A 14302-nucleotide genomic window follows, 5' to 3' on the forward strand; every position below is an offset into this window, starting at 1 on the left:
GTCAGCTCCAGAGCCGGTCGTGGCTCGACTCGGCGTCCCAGTGCGTCGTCTCCGCGAAGAACACCGGGTCGCGGGGGTCGAGGTGGCGGCGGAACAGCTCCTCGTCGATGTCGCCGAACCCGAGCCCCGGCGTCTCCGGCACCGCGATGTGCCCGTCCTGGATCAGTGGGCGCGGCAGCTCGGTGACCAGGTCGCTCCACAGCTCGACGTCCGCGGCGTGGTGCTCGAGCGCGAGGAAGTTCTCGGTGGCCGCGGCCAGGTGCACGCTGGCCATCGTGGCGATCGGTGAGGCGGCCAGGTGCAGCGCCATCGCGATCCCGCGCTCCTGCGCGTAGTCGCCGATCCGCTTGGTCTCCGCGATGCCGCCCGACGTCGCCGGGTCCGGGTGCACCACCCGGATGGCGCCCGCGTCGAGCAGCGGCCGGAAGCCGTCGAGCAGGTAGATGTCCTCGCCCGTGCAGGTCGGGACGGCGACGGACGTCGTGAGCTGGCGCCACTGGTCGGTCAGCTGCCACGGGATCAGGTCCTCGATCCACGCCAGCGTGAACGGCTCGAGCGCCCGGCCGATCCGGATGCAGGAGTCCAGCGCGATGTGCCCGAAGTGGTCGGCGGCCAGCGCGACGTCGTAGCCGACGATCGAGCGCACGGTGTCGACGTAGGCGGCCAGGTGCTCGACGCCCTTCGCGGTGACCTGGATGCCCGAGAACGGGTGCATCGTCGTCTGGTCCTCGCGCGCGCCGGCCGGCGCGATCAACGCGCCCGGCACGTCCCAGAGCAGGTCGATGCCGACGTCCATCTTGAGCATCGAGAACCCGCGCTGCTTGCGCTCCAGCAACCGTGCGCCCATCGCCGCCGGGTCGGGGAGCGACGGCGTGTCCGCGTAGCACCGGATCCGGTCCCGGAACTTGCCGCCGACCAGCGCGTAGGCCGGCACGCCGTACGCCTTGCCGGCGAGGTCCATCAGCGCCATCTCGACGCCCGACACCCCGCCGCCCTGGCGGCCGTGGAACCCGAACTGCTTGATCTTGCGGAAGATCTTGTCCAGGTTGCAGGGGTTCTCGCCGACGAGCCGGCTCTTGAGGACGAGCGCGTAGGTGGCGCTGGCCTGGTCGCGGACCTCGCCGTACCCGACGAGTCCCTGGTCGGTGTCGATGCGGATGATCGACGAGCGGAACGGCACCCCGTGCAGGTTGGCCACGCGCACATCGGTGATGCGCAACGCGCTCGGTCGGGACGCCGTCGCGACGTGCTCCTCGGTGACGGACGAATGCTCCACGCTGAACCCCTCGTACGTGCTTGTGCTGGTGGCCGATCTTGACGATACGGCGTCAGTCCGCCGACTTGGCGTAGTTGTAGACGGTGGCCCGGGAGACGCCGAGGAGGTCGGCGATGGTCTCGGCGGAGCTGCGGGACGCGAACCAGCCGTCGCGGTGCAGGAGCCGGACGAGCTCGCGCTTGCGTTCCCGGGACAGGGCTCGCGGGCTGCTCGCCCGTTCCGCAGCGAAGGCCTCGACGGTGGCGCGCAGGGAGTGCGGGCGCAGGTCCTCGCCCTGGTCCTCGACGGCGGTGCTGACCAGGGCGGTGAGCGTCAGTGCCATCGGGGACAGCGACGACAGGTCCAGGTTGAGGCACAGCGCAGCGATGTAGCGACCGGCGCGGTTCCTGATGCCGATCGAGGTGCTCTTGACCGGTCGCCCGTCGGGGAAGCGGTTCGGGTAGTTCTGGACGACGTCGGGGTAGGCGGGATCGGCGATGCGGCGCAGCCCCAGCTCGGTGGCCGAGTCCCCGACGGCGCGCCCGGACAGGTTGTTCTCGATGACGCGGATGGCGTTGCCGGGGTCGCGCAGGTCGTGCAGCACCACCTCGCACAGCCCGGGGAACATCCGGCCGATCGCGACCGCCGTCGTGGCGGCCTGGGCCAGCAGGTGCTCGTCCTCGTCGGTGCTCATGCCGGCTCCGGGGCGTCGAGGACGCGGGCCATCGCGTCGATCGCCTTGAGGCCGGTGCCGGTCAGCACGACGACGGTCGTCTGGTCGGGGCCGATGGTGCCGTCGGCGGCGAAGCGGTGGAAGGCGGCCGCCGCCACCGCGCTGCTGGGTTCGGCGTAGAGGCCGCGCGCGGCCAGCGCGCGGACGGCCGAGGTGATCTCGTCCTCGGTGACCGCGACGGCGGCCCCGGCGGAGCGGCGGATCGCGTCGACCACCTCGGGCAGGCGCACCGGACGGGCGATCGAGGCGCCCTCCGCGACGGTGGGCACCCGTGGACCGCGCGTGGTCGGGTCGACGCCGTTGACCGTGTCGGCGATGGTGGCCCAGTGCTCCGGCTGGCCGACCAGCAGCCGCGGCCGCCGGCTGATGAGCCCGGCGTCGAGCAGCTCGGAGAAGGCGATGTCGCAGCCGAGCACGAGGCTGCCCGCGCCGGCCACCACCACGACGTTGTCGGGCGCGGTGAAGCCCAGTGCCTCCCACATCTCGTACGCGATGGTCTTGATGCCCTGGAGGAAGTAGGGCTGCCAGTTGTGGCTCGCGTAGCAGGTGCTCGCCGACTGCCGGACCGCCTCGTCCGCGACATCGTCGCGGCTGCCCTCGACGGGCTGGAGCTGCGCGCCGAACGCGCGGGCCTGCAGGATCTTCGCCGGTGAGGTCGCCGCGGGCACCACGATCCGGGCGCGCATCCCAGCGGCCGCGGCGTAGGCGGCGACGGACGAACCGCCGTTGCCGCTGCTGTGCTCCAGCACGGCAGGGACGCCGAGGCTGCGCAGGTGCGAGATCATGACGCTGACCCCGCGGTCCTTGAAGCTGCTCGTCGGGTTGAACCACTCCAGCTTGACGTGCACCCGGTGCCCGCCCCAGTCCTGCGTGAGCATCGGCGTCATGCCCTCGCCCAGGCTGACCGCGTGTTCGGGCGCGACCGGCAGCGCCGCACGGTAGCGCCACAGCGACCGGTCGGAGCCGACGATCTCGTCCGGCGCCGGCGCGCGCAGCGGCGTCATCATCAGCGGGCTGCCGTCGTCGCCGCGCCAGCGCGCGTCGTTCGCCGGGTAGCGGCGGCCGGACCGGTCGAGCAGGTGAGTCATGGTGCAAGAATAGACGAATCGTCCAAATATGGACGGGCAGTCGATGAACGGAAAATACGTGGTCGGCCACAGCTGCCGTTGCTACGGTGCCGGGGCCGTGCGAGAGACCGAGGAGGTGGTACCCGTGAACCAGTCGACGTGGGTGCTCCCCTCAGGGGTCACGGTCGGGCGGTAGGTCGTCCGGGAGCGCCGTTCGCGAGCTCCCGAAAGGCCCGATCATGCGTTTCACCTCTGAACAGCGCCTCGACGACGACGTCCTCGAGCGCAGCTTCGCCCTCGGCGACGTCCCGGGTGTCCTGTGGACGTCCGCGTCCGCCGTCGCACCGGCCCCGCTGGTCCTGCTCGGCCATCCCGGCGGCCTGGACCGGATGCACCCCCGGGTGACCGCCCGCGCCCGCGCCTGCGTGGCCGAGGGCTTGGCCGCGGCGACCATCGAGCTCCCGTGGAGCGGTGTCCGGCCCCGGTCCGCCGCCGCCGACCAGGCCCGGGCCGACGTGCGCCGGACCCTGGCGGCCGGTCAGCCGGTCGGCGACGAGATCGTCGACCGGCTCATCCTCCCGCTCGTCGAGGCGTCGGTCCCCGAATGGCGCGCCGCGATTGACGCGCTCCTCCTGCGACCCGAGATCGCGGGCCCGGTCGGGTTCGCGGGCGGGGTGATCGCGATCGGCGTCCGGCTGGCGCGCATCGAGCCGCGCATCGCGGCCGCGCTCCTGTTCGCCGGGAGTTTCGTGCCCCTCGGCATCATCGAGGAAGCGCGCCGGGTCACCGCTCCGGTGCACGTCCTGCTGCAGTGGGACGACGAGGGCAATGACCGCCAGCGTGCCCTTGACCTCTTCGACGCGTTCGGCAGCACGGAGAAGACGCTGCACGCCAACATGGGTGGGCACACCGGTGTCCCGCAGTTCGAGGGGGAGGCCTCGACGCGGTTCCTCGTCCGCCACCTGAGGTGAGGCCGACCGGTCACACCGTCGAGGTCGTCCGGCGGGCGGCGTCGGCCAGGATCGTCTCGGTGGCGGTGGCCCCGAACCGGGTCGCGCCGGCGGCGACGAGTTCGAGCAGGACGTCCAGCGTGCGGACGCCGCCCGCGGCCTTGATCGCCACGTGGGGCGAGACGGCGGCCCGCATGAGCCGGACGTCGGCCAGGGTGGCGCCGCTGGGCGCGTAGCCGGTCGAGGTCTTCACGAACGCGGCGCCGGCGACCTCGGCGGCCCGGCATCCGGCGATCTTCTGCTCGTCGGTGAGGTAGGCGTTCTCCAGGATGACCTTGACCGGCACCTGCGCGGCCTCGACGACCGCCCGGATGTCGAGCTCGACCGCGTCGACGTCGCCGGCGCGCAGGGCCCCGATGTTGACGACCATGTCGATCTCGGCGGCGCCCTGCGCGACGGCGGTCTCGGTCTCGGCGACCTTCGTCCGCGTCGTCGACGAGCCGTGCGGGAAGCCGGCGACCGTGCCGACCAGTACCCCGGTGTCGGCGAGCAGCGCGGCGGCGTGCACGACATCGCCGGGTCGTACGCAGACGGACGCGACGTCGTGGCGGGCGGCCAGGGCGCAGCCGACCCGGATGTCCTCGGGTGTCAGCTCGGGCCGCAGCAGTGAGTGGTCGATCATCTTCGCGATCGCGGCCGGGGATGGAGTGTCGTGGCTGGTCACCGGCAGGACTCTAGCTGTCTATACAGCTAGCTGGCTACCTGTCTCGTAGGATCGGCGGGTGCAGCCCGACCTGGCATCCGACGCCCTGGCCTTCGCCCCGCGCTACCGGCGCATCGAGCAGGCCCTGCGGGTGCGCCTGGCCGCGATGCGGCCCGACGACCCGTTGCCGTCGGAGGCGCAGCTGTCGCAGGAGTTCTCCGTGAGTCGCATGACCGCGCGCGCCGCCGTGACGCGGCTCGTGGAGGACGGTCTGGCCTACCGCGAGTCCGGTCGGGGCACGTTCGTCGCCGCACCGCCCACTCCACGGCGGGCGGACAACCTCGTCCGCTTCAGCGCGGAGATGCGCCGCCAGGGCCGCCGGCCGTCGTCCCGGCTGATCCACCGGGAACGCCGGCCGGCCAGCGCCGAGGAGACCCGGCGGCTGCGGCTGCGGGCGGGAGCACAGGTCGTCGCGATCCGGCGCGTCCGCCTGGCGGACGGGGAGCCCGTGGCCGTCGAGGACGCCGTCTTCCCGGGCGACCTCGACGCGCTGCTCTCCGCCGAGCTGGAGCACCGGTCGCTCCACGAGACCCTGGTCGACCTGGGCCGCGTCCCGTCGACCGGGCACGCCACGATCACCGCCGCCAACGCCGACGACCGCACCGCGCACCTGCTCCAGGTCGACGACGGCACGGCACTGCTGGTCGAGCAACGGGCGATCCTCGACCAGGACGGCGAACCGCTGGAACTGACCCGGTCCCGCTACGTCGCCCATCGCTACGCGCTCGAGGTGTCCTTCTCGGTCGACGACGCGTAGGCCGCGGCACGGACGGCCGGAGAGCTACGTCCTACCCACAATTCAGCGCGACTCCCGGTGCCGGGCGGCGGCCGGCGGGACCTGACGCCCGCGTCCCGGTGGTAGTGCGATCATCGGGTCATGTCGGCCCCGGTCGCGCCCACGCCGGTCCTCGTCCTCGTCCACCGGGCGGGCAGCGAGCTCCCGGCCGGCGTGCCGCAGCGGGTCTGCTGCCTGCGTTCGACGACGCGTGGCAGCCGGGCCGTGGTCTACCGCTCGGCGGCGCAGCAGGGCGTCGTCGGCGTCGTCGACTTCGTGTCGGACGCCGTGCCGCGGGAGGGTGGACGCGGCTGGGCCGCCGACGGGGTGTTCCGACCGGTCGAGCCGTACGTGCCGCGGGCCGCGCTGCTCGACGACCCGGACCTCGCCGGGGTCTTCACCCACCTCCAGAGCCGTCGCCGCCTGCCCGGACCCGCCGGCCGACGCCTGCGCCAGGTGCTGGACGGCTCCGCGTCGCTCTGAGATCGCGCTGATCAGCGGATCGATCAGTGTTGTGCCACAGTTGCGCGATGGTGTCCGGGTGGGTGCTGGTCGCGGCGTGGGCGGAGTTCGCTGCCCTCCTCGCGGTGCTGGCCTGGTTCGTGCTGCGCGGACCGGCACGGCCATGACCGCCCGCCCGCGGCGCCGGGCGACGTGGTCGGGGCTGCTCGTGCTGGTCGCCGTGCTGGCGGGATGCGCCTCGCCAGCAGGGTTCGCGTCCGACGCCGGTCGGACGGCGCAGGACGGCCTGTCGCAGGTCAGGACCTCGTTGATCGCGATGCGCACCGGCCTCGCCGGTGACCTCCCGGACGGCTACCTGGTGACGGTGCTGGAGGACGCTGAGGACGCGCTCTCGTCGACGCAGGAGTCGTTCCGGTCGCAGGAACCGCCGGCCGATGCAGGCTCCGACCGTCTGCGCGCGGAGCTGGGGGATCTGCTGACCCGCGGCACGGAGGGTGTGGCTCGTGCGCGGATCGCGGCGGAACGCGGCGACCGGCAGCAGGTCGCGGCCGTCGGGACCGACCTCGATGCGGTGGCGGACGCGTTGGAGCGCTTCGAGAAGGAGCACCAGTCGTGAGCCGGCTGCTGGCCGTCGCGCTCGGGATCCTGACGGCGATCGGCGGGTTCGTCGACATCGGCGACCTGGTCACCAACAGCCTGGCCGGGGCGCGGTTCGGGATGTCGCTGGCGTGGGTGACGCTGCTCGGCATCGTCGGGATCTGCCTGTTCGCGGAGATGTCGGGGCGCGTCGCCGCGATCACCGGACGCGGGACGTTCGACCTGGTGCGCGAACGGCTCGGGCCGCGGGCGGCGCTGGCCAACCTGGTCGCTTCGATGTTGATCACCCTGCTGACGTTCTCCGCGGAGATCGGCGGTGTCGCGCTCGCGCTGGAGCTGGCGAGCAGCGTCCACTACCTGCTGTGGGTGCCGATCGCAGGGCTCGCGGTGTGGCTGGTGATCTGGCGGGTGAAGTTCTCGATCCTGGAGAACGTCACCGGCCTGCTCGGCCTCGCCCTGGTGGTGTTCGCGGTGGCCCTGTGGCAGCTGCATCCGCCGTGGCTGCAGCTCGTGCACGACGTCGCGGTACCGAGCAAGCCCGCCGAGGAGGACCTGAGCAGCTACTTCTACTACGGCGTCGGCCTGTTCGGCGCGGCGATGACGCCGTACGAGGTCTTCTTCTTCTCCTCGGGGGCGGTGGAGGAGAAGTGGACGGCCAAGGACCTGGTGACGATGCGGATGAACGTGTTCATCGGGTTCCCGCTCGGCGGCGTGCTGTCGCTCGCGATCGCGGCGACCGCGGCGCTCGTCCTGCTGCCCGCGGGGGTCCAGGTCGAGACGCTCGGTCAGGTCGGGCTGCCCGTCGCCGTCGCGCTCGGCAAGATCGGGATCGCGGTGGCGATCCTCGGCTTCGTCGCAGCGACCTTCGGTGCCGCCCTGGAGACGGGGTTGTCCACCGGGTACAGCCTCGCCCAGTACTTCGGGTGGGCGTGGGGGAAGTTCCTGCGCCCGCGGGAGGCGGCTCGGTTCCACCTCGTCGTCCTGCTGGCGGTGATCGCCGGGATCGCGCTCATCCTGACCACGGTCGACCCGATCCAGGTGACCGAGCTCTCGGTGGTGTTCTCCGCGGTCGCGCTGCCGTTGACCTACTTCCCGATCCTGGTGATCGCGAACGACCGCGACTACATGGGCGAGCACGCCAACGGGCGCATCACGAACCTGCTGGCCACACTGTTCCTGATCCTCATCGTGGTCACGGCTGTGGCCGCCATTCCGTTGATGGTGATCTCGGGGGCCGGGCAATGACGCAGGAGGACGCGATGACGACACCGGCCGGGCGGGTGCTGGACCTGCACCTCCAGTTCCTGGACCGCCAGGTCGTGGACTGCGACGGCGAACCGGTCTGCAAGGTCGACGACCTCGAGCTCGAACTCGACGACGAGGGGCGGCCCTACGTCACCGCCATCCTCATCGGCCCGCGCGCGCTCGGCCCGCGCCTGGGCGGGCGCATCGGGCAGTGGATCACGGCGATCGCCGCGCGGCTGGCGCAGAAGGAGACCGAGACCACGGACACGCAGCGGCTCGACTTCCGGCTGGTCACCGACATCGACAGCGCGATCACCGTGTCGCGGCCGGTCGCCGAGCTCGCCGTCCGACCGCTGGAACGGTGGGTCGACGAGCACGTGATCTCCCGCATCCCGGGGAGCCGGCATGCGAGCGAGTGACCTGATCGGACGTGACGTGGTCGACCGGGACGGCCACCGGATCGGCGTCGTCACCGACCTGCGCTGCGTCCAGGACGGCCCGCTGCGCGGCGCGATGGCCGCGCCCCGGCTCGACGCGCTGCTCGTCAGCCCCCGTCACAGCGGTGCCCTGCTGGGCTACCAACGTCCCAGTCAGCACGGCCCGTGGCTGATCCGCGCCATCGTCGAGCGCCTGCACCGCCACGCCCGCCTCATCCCGTGGAGCGCGGTCACCGCCCACGACCCGCAGATCGTCGTCGACTCGTCCGTGCACGACCTCCCCACGGTGCACCGATCACAGGCGGGCGGCGAGGGCGAGCAGCCGGGCGCGCGCCGCGGCGAGTGAGCGCGCGGCGGCGGGTCGCTGGTGCTCGCGGCCGGGTACGAGCGCGGCGAGGGTGCGGTCGGCGGTGACGATCTCGATGTCGTCCGGCGCAACGCCGTGCCTGGTGAAGTACGCGCGCAGGTAGGGGGTCAGGAAGTCGCGGTCCGTCGCGTCCGTGCCGGGACCGTAGGCGCCGCCGCAGCTGGTGACCACGACGACCCGCAGCCCGGCCAGCAGCGACGCACCGTCGACGTCGGTGAACGCGCCGGGAAAGCTGATGCGGTCGATCCACGCCTTGAGCGCGGCAGGGGTCGCGTAGTTGTACATCGGGGCGCCCAGCAGCAGGACGTCGGCGGCGACCAGCTCGTCGGCGAGCGCGCGGGTCAGGTCCCACTCGCGTTGCTCGTCCGGTGTGCGGATCAGGTCCTCGACCGGGCCGGTGGTCGCCGCACGGCTCTCCACGCGGCGACCCAGCGTGCAGTACGCCTCGGTGATCGGTGCCACCGGTGTGGCGACGAGGTCGCGGTAGGTGGTGGTGGCGTCGCCGTGGCCCGCACGCCACGCACCGGCGAACAACGCGGTGAGCCGGCGGCTCACCGACTCCGTGGGATGGGCACTCGAGTCCAGATGCAGCAAGTGCACCGGGCATCATCTCCTGTCACCTCGACGGTCCGGGTTTCGTCATCTCTTCGACGGACCGGGACGGAGGAAGGGGACCGATGCCATCGCAGGACTCGGCCACGGCACGGGTGTTCGTCGCCCAGCGCGCCGAACTGCACGCGCTGGCCGCGCGCATGCTCGGCTCGAGCGCCGACGCGGACGACGCCGTGCAGGAGACGTGGTTGCGGCTGGCCCGCATCCCGGACCCGGCGGGCATCGACAACCCCGCCGGCTGGTTGCGGACCGTCGTGAGCCGGATCTGCCTCGACTGGCTGCGCGCTCGACGGGTCCGCGGCCACCCCGTGGGTCTCGAGGTCGCCGAGGCGGACGGTCCGCTGGACGGCGGCGCCGTCGATCCGGCCGCCCAGGCCGTCCTCGCCGACGCCGTGGGCCGTGCGTTGCTCGCGGTGCTGGAGACCCTCGACCCGGCCGAGCGCATCGCCTTCGTCCTGCACGACATGTTCGGCGTGCCGCACGGCGAGATCGCAGCCATCCTCGAACGCAGTCCCGCTGCGGCCAAGAAGCTCGCCAGTCGGGCACGGCTCAAGATCCGCGGCACGGCGCCGCCGGACGAGGACGTCGCGGCGCACCGCCGGGTCGTCGCGGCGTTCCTCGCCGCGGCGCGCGCGGGGGACCTGGACGCGGTGCTGGCCGTGCTGGCGCCGGACGTCGTCCGTCGTGCCGATCCCGCGGCGTTGCCGCCCGGGGCACCGGCCGTGCTGCGCGGCGCTCGGGCGGTGGCCGAGGGCACCGTTCTGCTCGCCGGTCGCGCTGCCGACGCCGAGCTCGTCCTCGTCGACGGGGCACCCGGTCTCGTGCTGGCTCCCCAGGGTCGCCTCGCGATCGCGGTGACGTTCACCGTCCGGGACGGCGTCATCCACGCCTACGACGTCCTCGCGGATCCCGACCGGCTCGCGACGCTCGACCTCGCGCTGCTGCCGTGACCAGCGGGATCACGTGATCGCCGGGTGGACGGGATCCAGCTCGGCCGGTGTCGTCAACCGAAGGCGACCGGCCGCGGGAGCGCGAGCAACCGGGACAACCGGGCGAGGTAGTCCTTGCGGGTCATCTCGCGCACGCCCAGGGACGCCAGGTGCGGCGTCGACCACTGGACGTCGACGAGCCGGTTGCCGGCATCGTCGTCGGACAGGAGCTCGACGAGGCCGACGAGGGCCACCTTCGAGGCGTCGCGGGCGCGGTGGAACATCGACTCGCCGGCGAAGAGCCCGCCGATCGCGACCCCGTACAGCCCGCCCTCCAGCCGCCCGTCGCGCCAGGCCTCGACGGAGTGGGCCCAGCCGAGCTCGTGCAGGTGGAGGTACGCCGCGCGGATCCGCTCGTCGATCCAGCCGTGCGGACGGCTCGGGTCGGCGCACCCGTCGACCACCTCGGCGAACGCGGTGTCGACCCGGATCTCGAAGCTGCGGCAGGCACGGCGCAACGACCGCGACACCCGCAGGCCGTCGATCGGCAGCACGCCGCGGCGGACCGGCGACCACCACGCCATCGGTCCGTCGGGTCGCACCGAGCTCACCGGCATCGGGAACAGTCCCTGCCGGTACGCCTCGAGCAACGTGCCGGGCTCCAGGTCGCCGCCCACCGCGACGAGGTCGTCGCCCCCGTGCTCGATGGCTGCGGCGACGTCGAACCGCCAGCGCGAGGGCGGTGGTTCCACCGGCACCGTCCGACCGTAGCGCGTCGATCCGTCCGCGACCCGGCCGGTCATCCCGCGGTGCGGAAGCCGGTGTTGCCGCTGGAGCTGTCCGGGGTGTTCGCGGTGCGCGCGGCGACGCGGTAGCGGTTGCAGTAGGACTCGTGGCAGAGGTACGAGCCGCCGCGCATGCTGCGGTTGGCCTGCGCCGGGTCGAACCAGTCGGCGCACCACTCCCACACGTTGCCGGCCATGTTGTGCAGGCCGTACCCGTTGGGTGCGTAGGCGTCGACGGGCGCGGTGCCGGCGTAGCCGTCCTCGGCGGTGTTGCGCACGGGGAAGCTGCCCTGCCAGATGTTGCAGCGGTGCTCGCCGCCAGGGGTCAGCTCGTCGCCCCACGGGTAGCGGGCCTGGTCGAGGCCGCCGCGGGCGGCGTACTCCCACTCCTGTTCGGTGGGCAGCCGGCGGCCGGCCCACCGGCAGTAGGCATCGGCGTCATGCCAGGAGACGTGCACGGCGGGGTGGTCCGCGCGGTCGGCGACGTCGCTGCCGGGGCCCTCGGGGTGGGCCCAGCTCGCCCCGCCGACGGCGCACCACCACGGCGTCTGCGGCGGGCGGGGGGAGACCTTGCGGAGCGCGCCGGGCAGGAACCCGGCGAACACGTAGCTCCAGCCGAGCCGCTCGGCGTCGGTGCGGTACCCGGTCTCCGCGACGAAGCGGGCGAACAGCGCGTTCGAGACGGCGTGCGCGTCGATCGAGAACGGCCGCACCGAGACCTCGCGGACCGGTCCCTCGTGGTCCTCCGGGAACCCGTCGGGGTCGTCGGTGCCCATGCGGAAGGTGCCGCCCGGCAGATCGACGACGAGCCCGTCGTGCCCCGTTACGGAAGCGACGACGACGGGCGGGGTGCTCGCTGCGGGGCGCGCGGGCGGGCAGCAGCCGGGCATGTGGTCTCCCCTCAGCGCAGCAGGACGTAGGCGAGGCCGGCCGCCCCGAGGAGGCCGGTGGCCACCGTGGTGGCGAGGGCTGCGCCGCCGGCCGACGCCACTCGCGCCAGCGGCCGGTACCGGCGGTCGGCCGCGACGACGACGGCGAGGGCGCTGACCAGCCCGCCGATGCCGGGCAGCAGCCACCACGGGGACGCGCCGACCCCCGGCAGGACGTGGAGGGCGACGAGCGAGCCGGCGGCGAGCGTGAGCCCGGTGCGCCGCCACGCCAGCGCGGTGCGTTCCGGCTGCACGCCGGGGTCGCCGGGTTGTGCGGTGATCAAGGGCGAACTGTCGTTCCTGACTCGATCCGGAACGACCTTCTGCCCTTGATCACCGAACCGATCCGGCCGCCCGGTGGGCGCGTCGCTCATCGCGTCAGCACCCCGATGAGCAGCAGTACCGCAGCGACGACCACGGCGGCGGCGACGGGCAGGGCGATACGGGCGGGCGGCAACGGGCGGTCCCGGCGCAGCGCCCGTTCGGTCGCGTACCAGCCCACCCACGCCTGAAGCGGCGCGAGCAGCCCGGCCCAGATCAGCAGCAGCGCCGCGGTGCGCCGGATGCTGGGGTTCAGGCCGAGGTCGAGCGCCTCCAGGGCGACCCCCGCAGCGACGAGCGCGACAGCGGTGCGGATCCAGGCGAGGAAGGTGCGCTCGTTGGCGAGGCTGAACCGCGGATCGGGCTCGACGCCCTCGCGGTAGAGCCGCGCGGGGAAGCGGCGGTCGTCGTCGACCTGGTGCTCCATCGGCCTGCTCCTCCCGGTGTGGTCCCAGGAAACCAGGAACCAGACCTTGACACAAGTGGAATGGTCGGGGAACCATCGGCGCGCCTCACCAGCCGGACACAGGAGTCCACCGTGACGAAGGCACTACCGTGATCTCCCGGCGGGGATTCCTCGCCCTCAGCGCCGCCGCCGGCGGGGTGCTCGCCACCAGCGGCTGCGCCGGGTACGTCGCCGCCGCCGCGGGCAACCCCGGCGAGCTGCGGCTCGGCGCCATCGTCGGGCCGACCAGCTTCGCGCCCTCGCAGGCCCAGCTCGGCCACTTCCTGCCGTACTTCCAGGCCGTGTACGACCCGGTCGTGCGCATCGAGGCGGACGGGCGGATCACGCCCCGCCTCGCGACCGCGTGGGAGTACGACGCGAGCCGCACCCGGCTGCAGCTGCAGCTGCGCGACGACGTGGTGTTCAGCGACGGCACCCGGTTCGACTCGGCCGCGGTGGCGGCGAACCTCACCGCCTTCAAGACCGGCAACGGCCCGCTGGCCTCGATGCTGCGGCTGGTCGACCGGGTGGAGACGCCGGCGCCGGACCGCGCGGTCGTCGTGCTGTCGGCGCCCGACCCCGGCCTGCTCGACACGCTCGGCAGCGCCGGCGGATTCGTCGCGTCCCCGGCCGCGCTGCGCGCCGGGGGCATCGAGAGCAACCCCGTCGGCTCGGGGCCGTACCTGCTCGACCCGGCCGGCACGTCCGTGGGCGTCCGGTACACGTTCGTCCGCAACCCGCGCCACTGGGGCGCGCCGCTGCCGTTCGACCGCATCGTGCTGAACATCATGACCGACGGCCGCTCCCGGCTGAACGCGCTCAAGGCCGGCCAGCTCGACGGCGCGTTCACCGCCAGCGCCTCGGACGCGGTGGAGGGGCTCAGCGCCGGTCTGCAGAACACGACCGGACCGGTCAACTTCGAGGGTCTGATCATGTTCGATCGGCTGGGGCGGCTCACCCCGGCCCTCGGCGACGTGCGGGTGCGGCGCGCGCTGTCGGTCGCGATCAACCGCGAGGGCATCCTGCGCGGCGTGCTGCTGGGCACCGGGGTGGTGACCGGCCAGATCTTCCGCCCGGGCGACGACGGCTACCTGCCCGAGCTGGACCACGCCTTCCCCTACGACCCGCAGCTCGCCCGGCAGCTGCTCGCCGACGCGGGCCACGCCGGCGGGCTGGACCTGAACTTCCCGGTCTACCCCGAGCTGGACCCGGCACTCGCCGACGCGATCATCGCCAACTGGTCCGACGTGGGCGTGCGCGTGCGCCGCCTGGAGTGGGCCGCCGGCACGACGATCCCGAACCTGCAGAAGGCGCAGGCGTCGATCGCGTACTTCCCGCTCGCCATGCAGGGCACCTGGCGGCAGATGACGAACTTCGTGGCCGAGAAGGCCTCCTGGAACACGTTCAAGGTCGCCGACCCGGTCATCGCGCAGTGCATCGCGCGCTACCAGCGCGGCGACACCGCGGCGGCGACGGAGCTGAACCGGCGGCTCGTCGACCAGGTCTGGTTCGCGCCGTTCTACCGGCCCGACGCCATGTACCTGCACCGCCGGGCGCTGTCGGTGACCGCGCAGAGCCGCCAGGCGACCCCGGCCCTCTACAACTACGCCCCGGCCGCGGCCTGAGCGCA

General features: G+C 73.0%; 18 protein-coding genes. 9 read left to right on the forward strand and 9 right to left on the reverse strand.

Annotated elements, in window-relative coordinates; all coding sequences use genetic code 11:
* Window position 1: 1 nt before the first annotated feature.
* Genes ACQEVB_RS18375 through ACQEVB_RS18385 form a run of 3 tightly spaced genes read right to left on the reverse strand, consistent with a single transcriptional unit; the run spans window position 2 to window position 3076 of the window.
* Entirely contained in the window at window positions 2-1276 is a 1275-nt protein-coding gene (locus ACQEVB_RS18375) for a mandelate racemase/muconate lactonizing enzyme family protein (RefSeq protein WP_432972647.1), read from the reverse strand.
* Between the two features lie 52 nt (window positions 1277-1328).
* Complete coding sequence (locus tag ACQEVB_RS18380; RefSeq protein ID WP_432972650.1) at window positions 1329-1949, reverse strand: helix-turn-helix transcriptional regulator; 621 nt, start codon at window positions 1947-1949, stop codon at window positions 1329-1331.
* Window positions 1946-3076: a pyridoxal-phosphate dependent enzyme gene (locus ACQEVB_RS18385; RefSeq protein WP_432972653.1), complete on the reverse strand. Its 1131-nt coding sequence runs from the start codon at window positions 3074-3076 to the stop codon at window positions 1946-1948. Before ACQEVB_RS18385 ends, ACQEVB_RS18380 begins: the two co-directional genes overlap by 4 nt.
* Before the next feature lie 218 nt (window positions 3077-3294).
* On the opposite strand from ACQEVB_RS18385, the gene ACQEVB_RS18390 reads away from it, so the two are divergent.
* The gene (locus ACQEVB_RS18390; protein ID WP_432972656.1) at window positions 3295-4026 is read left to right on the forward strand and encodes an alpha/beta hydrolase; all 732 of its coding nucleotides are present in this window, start codon (window positions 3295-3297) and stop codon (window positions 4024-4026) included.
* A gap of 10 nt (window positions 4027-4036) precedes the next feature.
* On the opposite strand, the gene deoC is transcribed toward ACQEVB_RS18390, so the two are convergent.
* A complete protein-coding gene (gene deoC / locus ACQEVB_RS18395; RefSeq protein ID WP_432972659.1) occupies window positions 4037-4687 on the reverse strand; it encodes a deoxyribose-phosphate aldolase in 651 nt (216 codons plus the stop codon).
* 100 nt (window positions 4688-4787) lie between these two features.
* Between deoC and ACQEVB_RS18400 the strand changes: the two genes are divergently transcribed.
* The 6 genes from ACQEVB_RS18400 to ACQEVB_RS18425 all read left to right on the forward strand — a co-directional run bounded on the left by ACQEVB_RS18400 (window position 4788) and on the right by ACQEVB_RS18425 (window position 8630).
* The gene (locus tag ACQEVB_RS18400) at window positions 4788-5525 is read left to right on the forward strand and encodes a GntR family transcriptional regulator (protein WP_432972662.1); all 738 of its coding nucleotides are present in this window, start codon (window positions 4788-4790) and stop codon (window positions 5523-5525) included.
* A 120-nt stretch (window positions 5526-5645) separates the two neighbouring features.
* Window positions 5646-6026 carry a hypothetical protein gene (locus ACQEVB_RS18405; RefSeq protein WP_432972665.1) on the forward strand — a complete coding sequence of 127 codons (381 nt, stop codon included), beginning with the start codon at window positions 5646-5648 and terminating at the stop codon, window positions 6024-6026.
* Window positions 6027-6168: 142 nt separating this feature from the next.
* Window positions 6169-6621: a hypothetical protein gene (locus tag ACQEVB_RS18410; RefSeq protein ID WP_432972668.1), complete on the forward strand. Its 453-nt coding sequence runs from the start codon at window positions 6169-6171 to the stop codon at window positions 6619-6621.
* Complete coding sequence (locus tag ACQEVB_RS18415) at window positions 6618-7847, forward strand: NRAMP family divalent metal transporter (protein WP_432972671.1); 1230 nt, start codon at window positions 6618-6620, stop codon at window positions 7845-7847. Before ACQEVB_RS18410 ends, ACQEVB_RS18415 begins: the two co-directional genes overlap by 4 nt.
* A 14-nt stretch (window positions 7848-7861) precedes the next feature.
* Window positions 7862-8266, forward strand: a complete 405-nt coding sequence (locus ACQEVB_RS18420) for a hypothetical protein (RefSeq protein WP_432972674.1) — start codon at window positions 7862-7864, stop codon at window positions 8264-8266.
* Window positions 8253-8630, forward strand: a complete 378-nt coding sequence (locus tag ACQEVB_RS18425; protein WP_432972677.1) for a PRC-barrel domain-containing protein — start codon at window positions 8253-8255, stop codon at window positions 8628-8630. Before ACQEVB_RS18420 ends, ACQEVB_RS18425 begins: the two co-directional genes overlap by 14 nt.
* On the opposite strand, the gene ACQEVB_RS18430 is transcribed toward ACQEVB_RS18425, so the two are convergent.
* Window positions 8580-9251: an FMN-dependent NADH-azoreductase gene (locus ACQEVB_RS18430; RefSeq protein WP_432972680.1), complete on the reverse strand. Its 672-nt coding sequence runs from the start codon at window positions 9249-9251 to the stop codon at window positions 8580-8582. The two genes, ACQEVB_RS18425 and ACQEVB_RS18430, sit on opposite strands and share 51 nt — an antisense overlap.
* Before the next feature lie 77 nt (window positions 9252-9328).
* Between ACQEVB_RS18430 and ACQEVB_RS18435 the strand changes: the two genes are divergently transcribed.
* Window positions 9329-10213 carry a sigma-70 family RNA polymerase sigma factor gene (locus ACQEVB_RS18435; RefSeq protein WP_432972683.1) on the forward strand — a complete coding sequence of 295 codons (885 nt, stop codon included), beginning with the start codon at window positions 9329-9331 and terminating at the stop codon, window positions 10211-10213.
* A gap of 53 nt (window positions 10214-10266) precedes the next feature.
* On the opposite strand, the gene aat is transcribed toward ACQEVB_RS18435, so the two are convergent.
* The 4 genes from aat to ACQEVB_RS18455 all read right to left on the reverse strand — a co-directional run bounded on the left by aat (window position 10267) and on the right by ACQEVB_RS18455 (window position 12654).
* Entirely contained in the window at window positions 10267-10950 is a 684-nt protein-coding gene (gene aat, locus ACQEVB_RS18440; protein ID WP_432972686.1) for a leucyl/phenylalanyl-tRNA--protein transferase, read from the reverse strand.
* A gap of 41 nt (window positions 10951-10991) precedes the next feature.
* Window positions 10992-11867 (reverse strand): formylglycine-generating enzyme family protein, encoded by an 876-nt coding sequence (locus ACQEVB_RS18445; protein WP_432972689.1) that lies wholly within the window; start codon window positions 11865-11867, stop codon window positions 10992-10994.
* A gap of 11 nt (window positions 11868-11878) precedes the next feature.
* Window positions 11879-12190 carry a DUF202 domain-containing protein gene (locus ACQEVB_RS18450; protein ID WP_432972692.1) on the reverse strand — a complete coding sequence of 104 codons (312 nt, stop codon included), beginning with the start codon at window positions 12188-12190 and terminating at the stop codon, window positions 11879-11881.
* Between the two features lie 86 nt (window positions 12191-12276).
* A complete protein-coding gene (locus ACQEVB_RS18455; protein ID WP_432972695.1) occupies window positions 12277-12654 on the reverse strand; it encodes a YidH family protein in 378 nt (125 codons plus the stop codon).
* 128 nt (window positions 12655-12782) lie between these two features.
* Between ACQEVB_RS18455 and ACQEVB_RS18460 the strand changes: the two genes are divergently transcribed.
* Complete coding sequence (locus ACQEVB_RS18460; protein WP_432972698.1) at window positions 12783-14297, forward strand: ABC transporter substrate-binding protein; 1515 nt, start codon at window positions 12783-12785, stop codon at window positions 14295-14297.
* Window positions 14298-14302: the final 5 nt, after the last annotated feature.

It is taken from the genome of Pseudonocardia sp. CA-107938 (assembly GCF_050936315.1).
Taxonomy (GTDB): Bacteria; Actinomycetota; Actinomycetes; order Mycobacteriales; family Pseudonocardiaceae; genus Pseudonocardia.

Bases quoted from the DNA above. Each gene is read 5' to 3' on its own strand.
- ACQEVB_RS18380 (WP_432972650.1), bottom strand. From the start codon at position 1,949: ATGAGCACCGACGAGGACGAGCACCTGCTGGCCCAGGCCGCCACGACG.
- ACQEVB_RS18385 (WP_432972653.1), bottom strand. From the start codon at position 3,076: ATGACTCACCTGCTCGACCGGTCCGGCCGCCGCTACCCGGCGAACGAC.
- ACQEVB_RS18390 (WP_432972656.1), top strand. From the start codon at position 3,295: ATGCGTTTCACCTCTGAACAGCGCCTCGACGACGACGTCCTCGAGCGC.
- deoC (WP_432972659.1), bottom strand. From the start codon at position 4,687: ATGATCGACCACTCACTGCTGCGGCCCGAGCTGACACCCGAGGACATC.
- ACQEVB_RS18405 (WP_432972665.1), top strand. From the start codon at position 5,646: ATGTCGGCCCCGGTCGCGCCCACGCCGGTCCTCGTCCTCGTCCACCGG.
- ACQEVB_RS18410 (WP_432972668.1), top strand. From the start codon at position 6,169: ATGACCGCCCGCCCGCGGCGCCGGGCGACGTGGTCGGGGCTGCTCGTG.
- ACQEVB_RS18420 (WP_432972674.1), top strand. From the start codon at position 7,862: ATGACGACACCGGCCGGGCGGGTGCTGGACCTGCACCTCCAGTTCCTG.
- ACQEVB_RS18425 (WP_432972677.1), top strand. From the start codon at position 8,253: ATGCGAGCGAGTGACCTGATCGGACGTGACGTGGTCGACCGGGACGGC.
- ACQEVB_RS18435 (WP_432972683.1), top strand. From the start codon at position 9,329: ATGCCATCGCAGGACTCGGCCACGGCACGGGTGTTCGTCGCCCAGCGC.
- ACQEVB_RS18445 (WP_432972689.1), bottom strand. From the start codon at position 11,867: ATGCCCGGCTGCTGCCCGCCCGCGCGCCCCGCAGCGAGCACCCCGCCC.
- ACQEVB_RS18455 (WP_432972695.1), bottom strand. From the start codon at position 12,654: ATGGAGCACCAGGTCGACGACGACCGCCGCTTCCCCGCGCGGCTCTAC.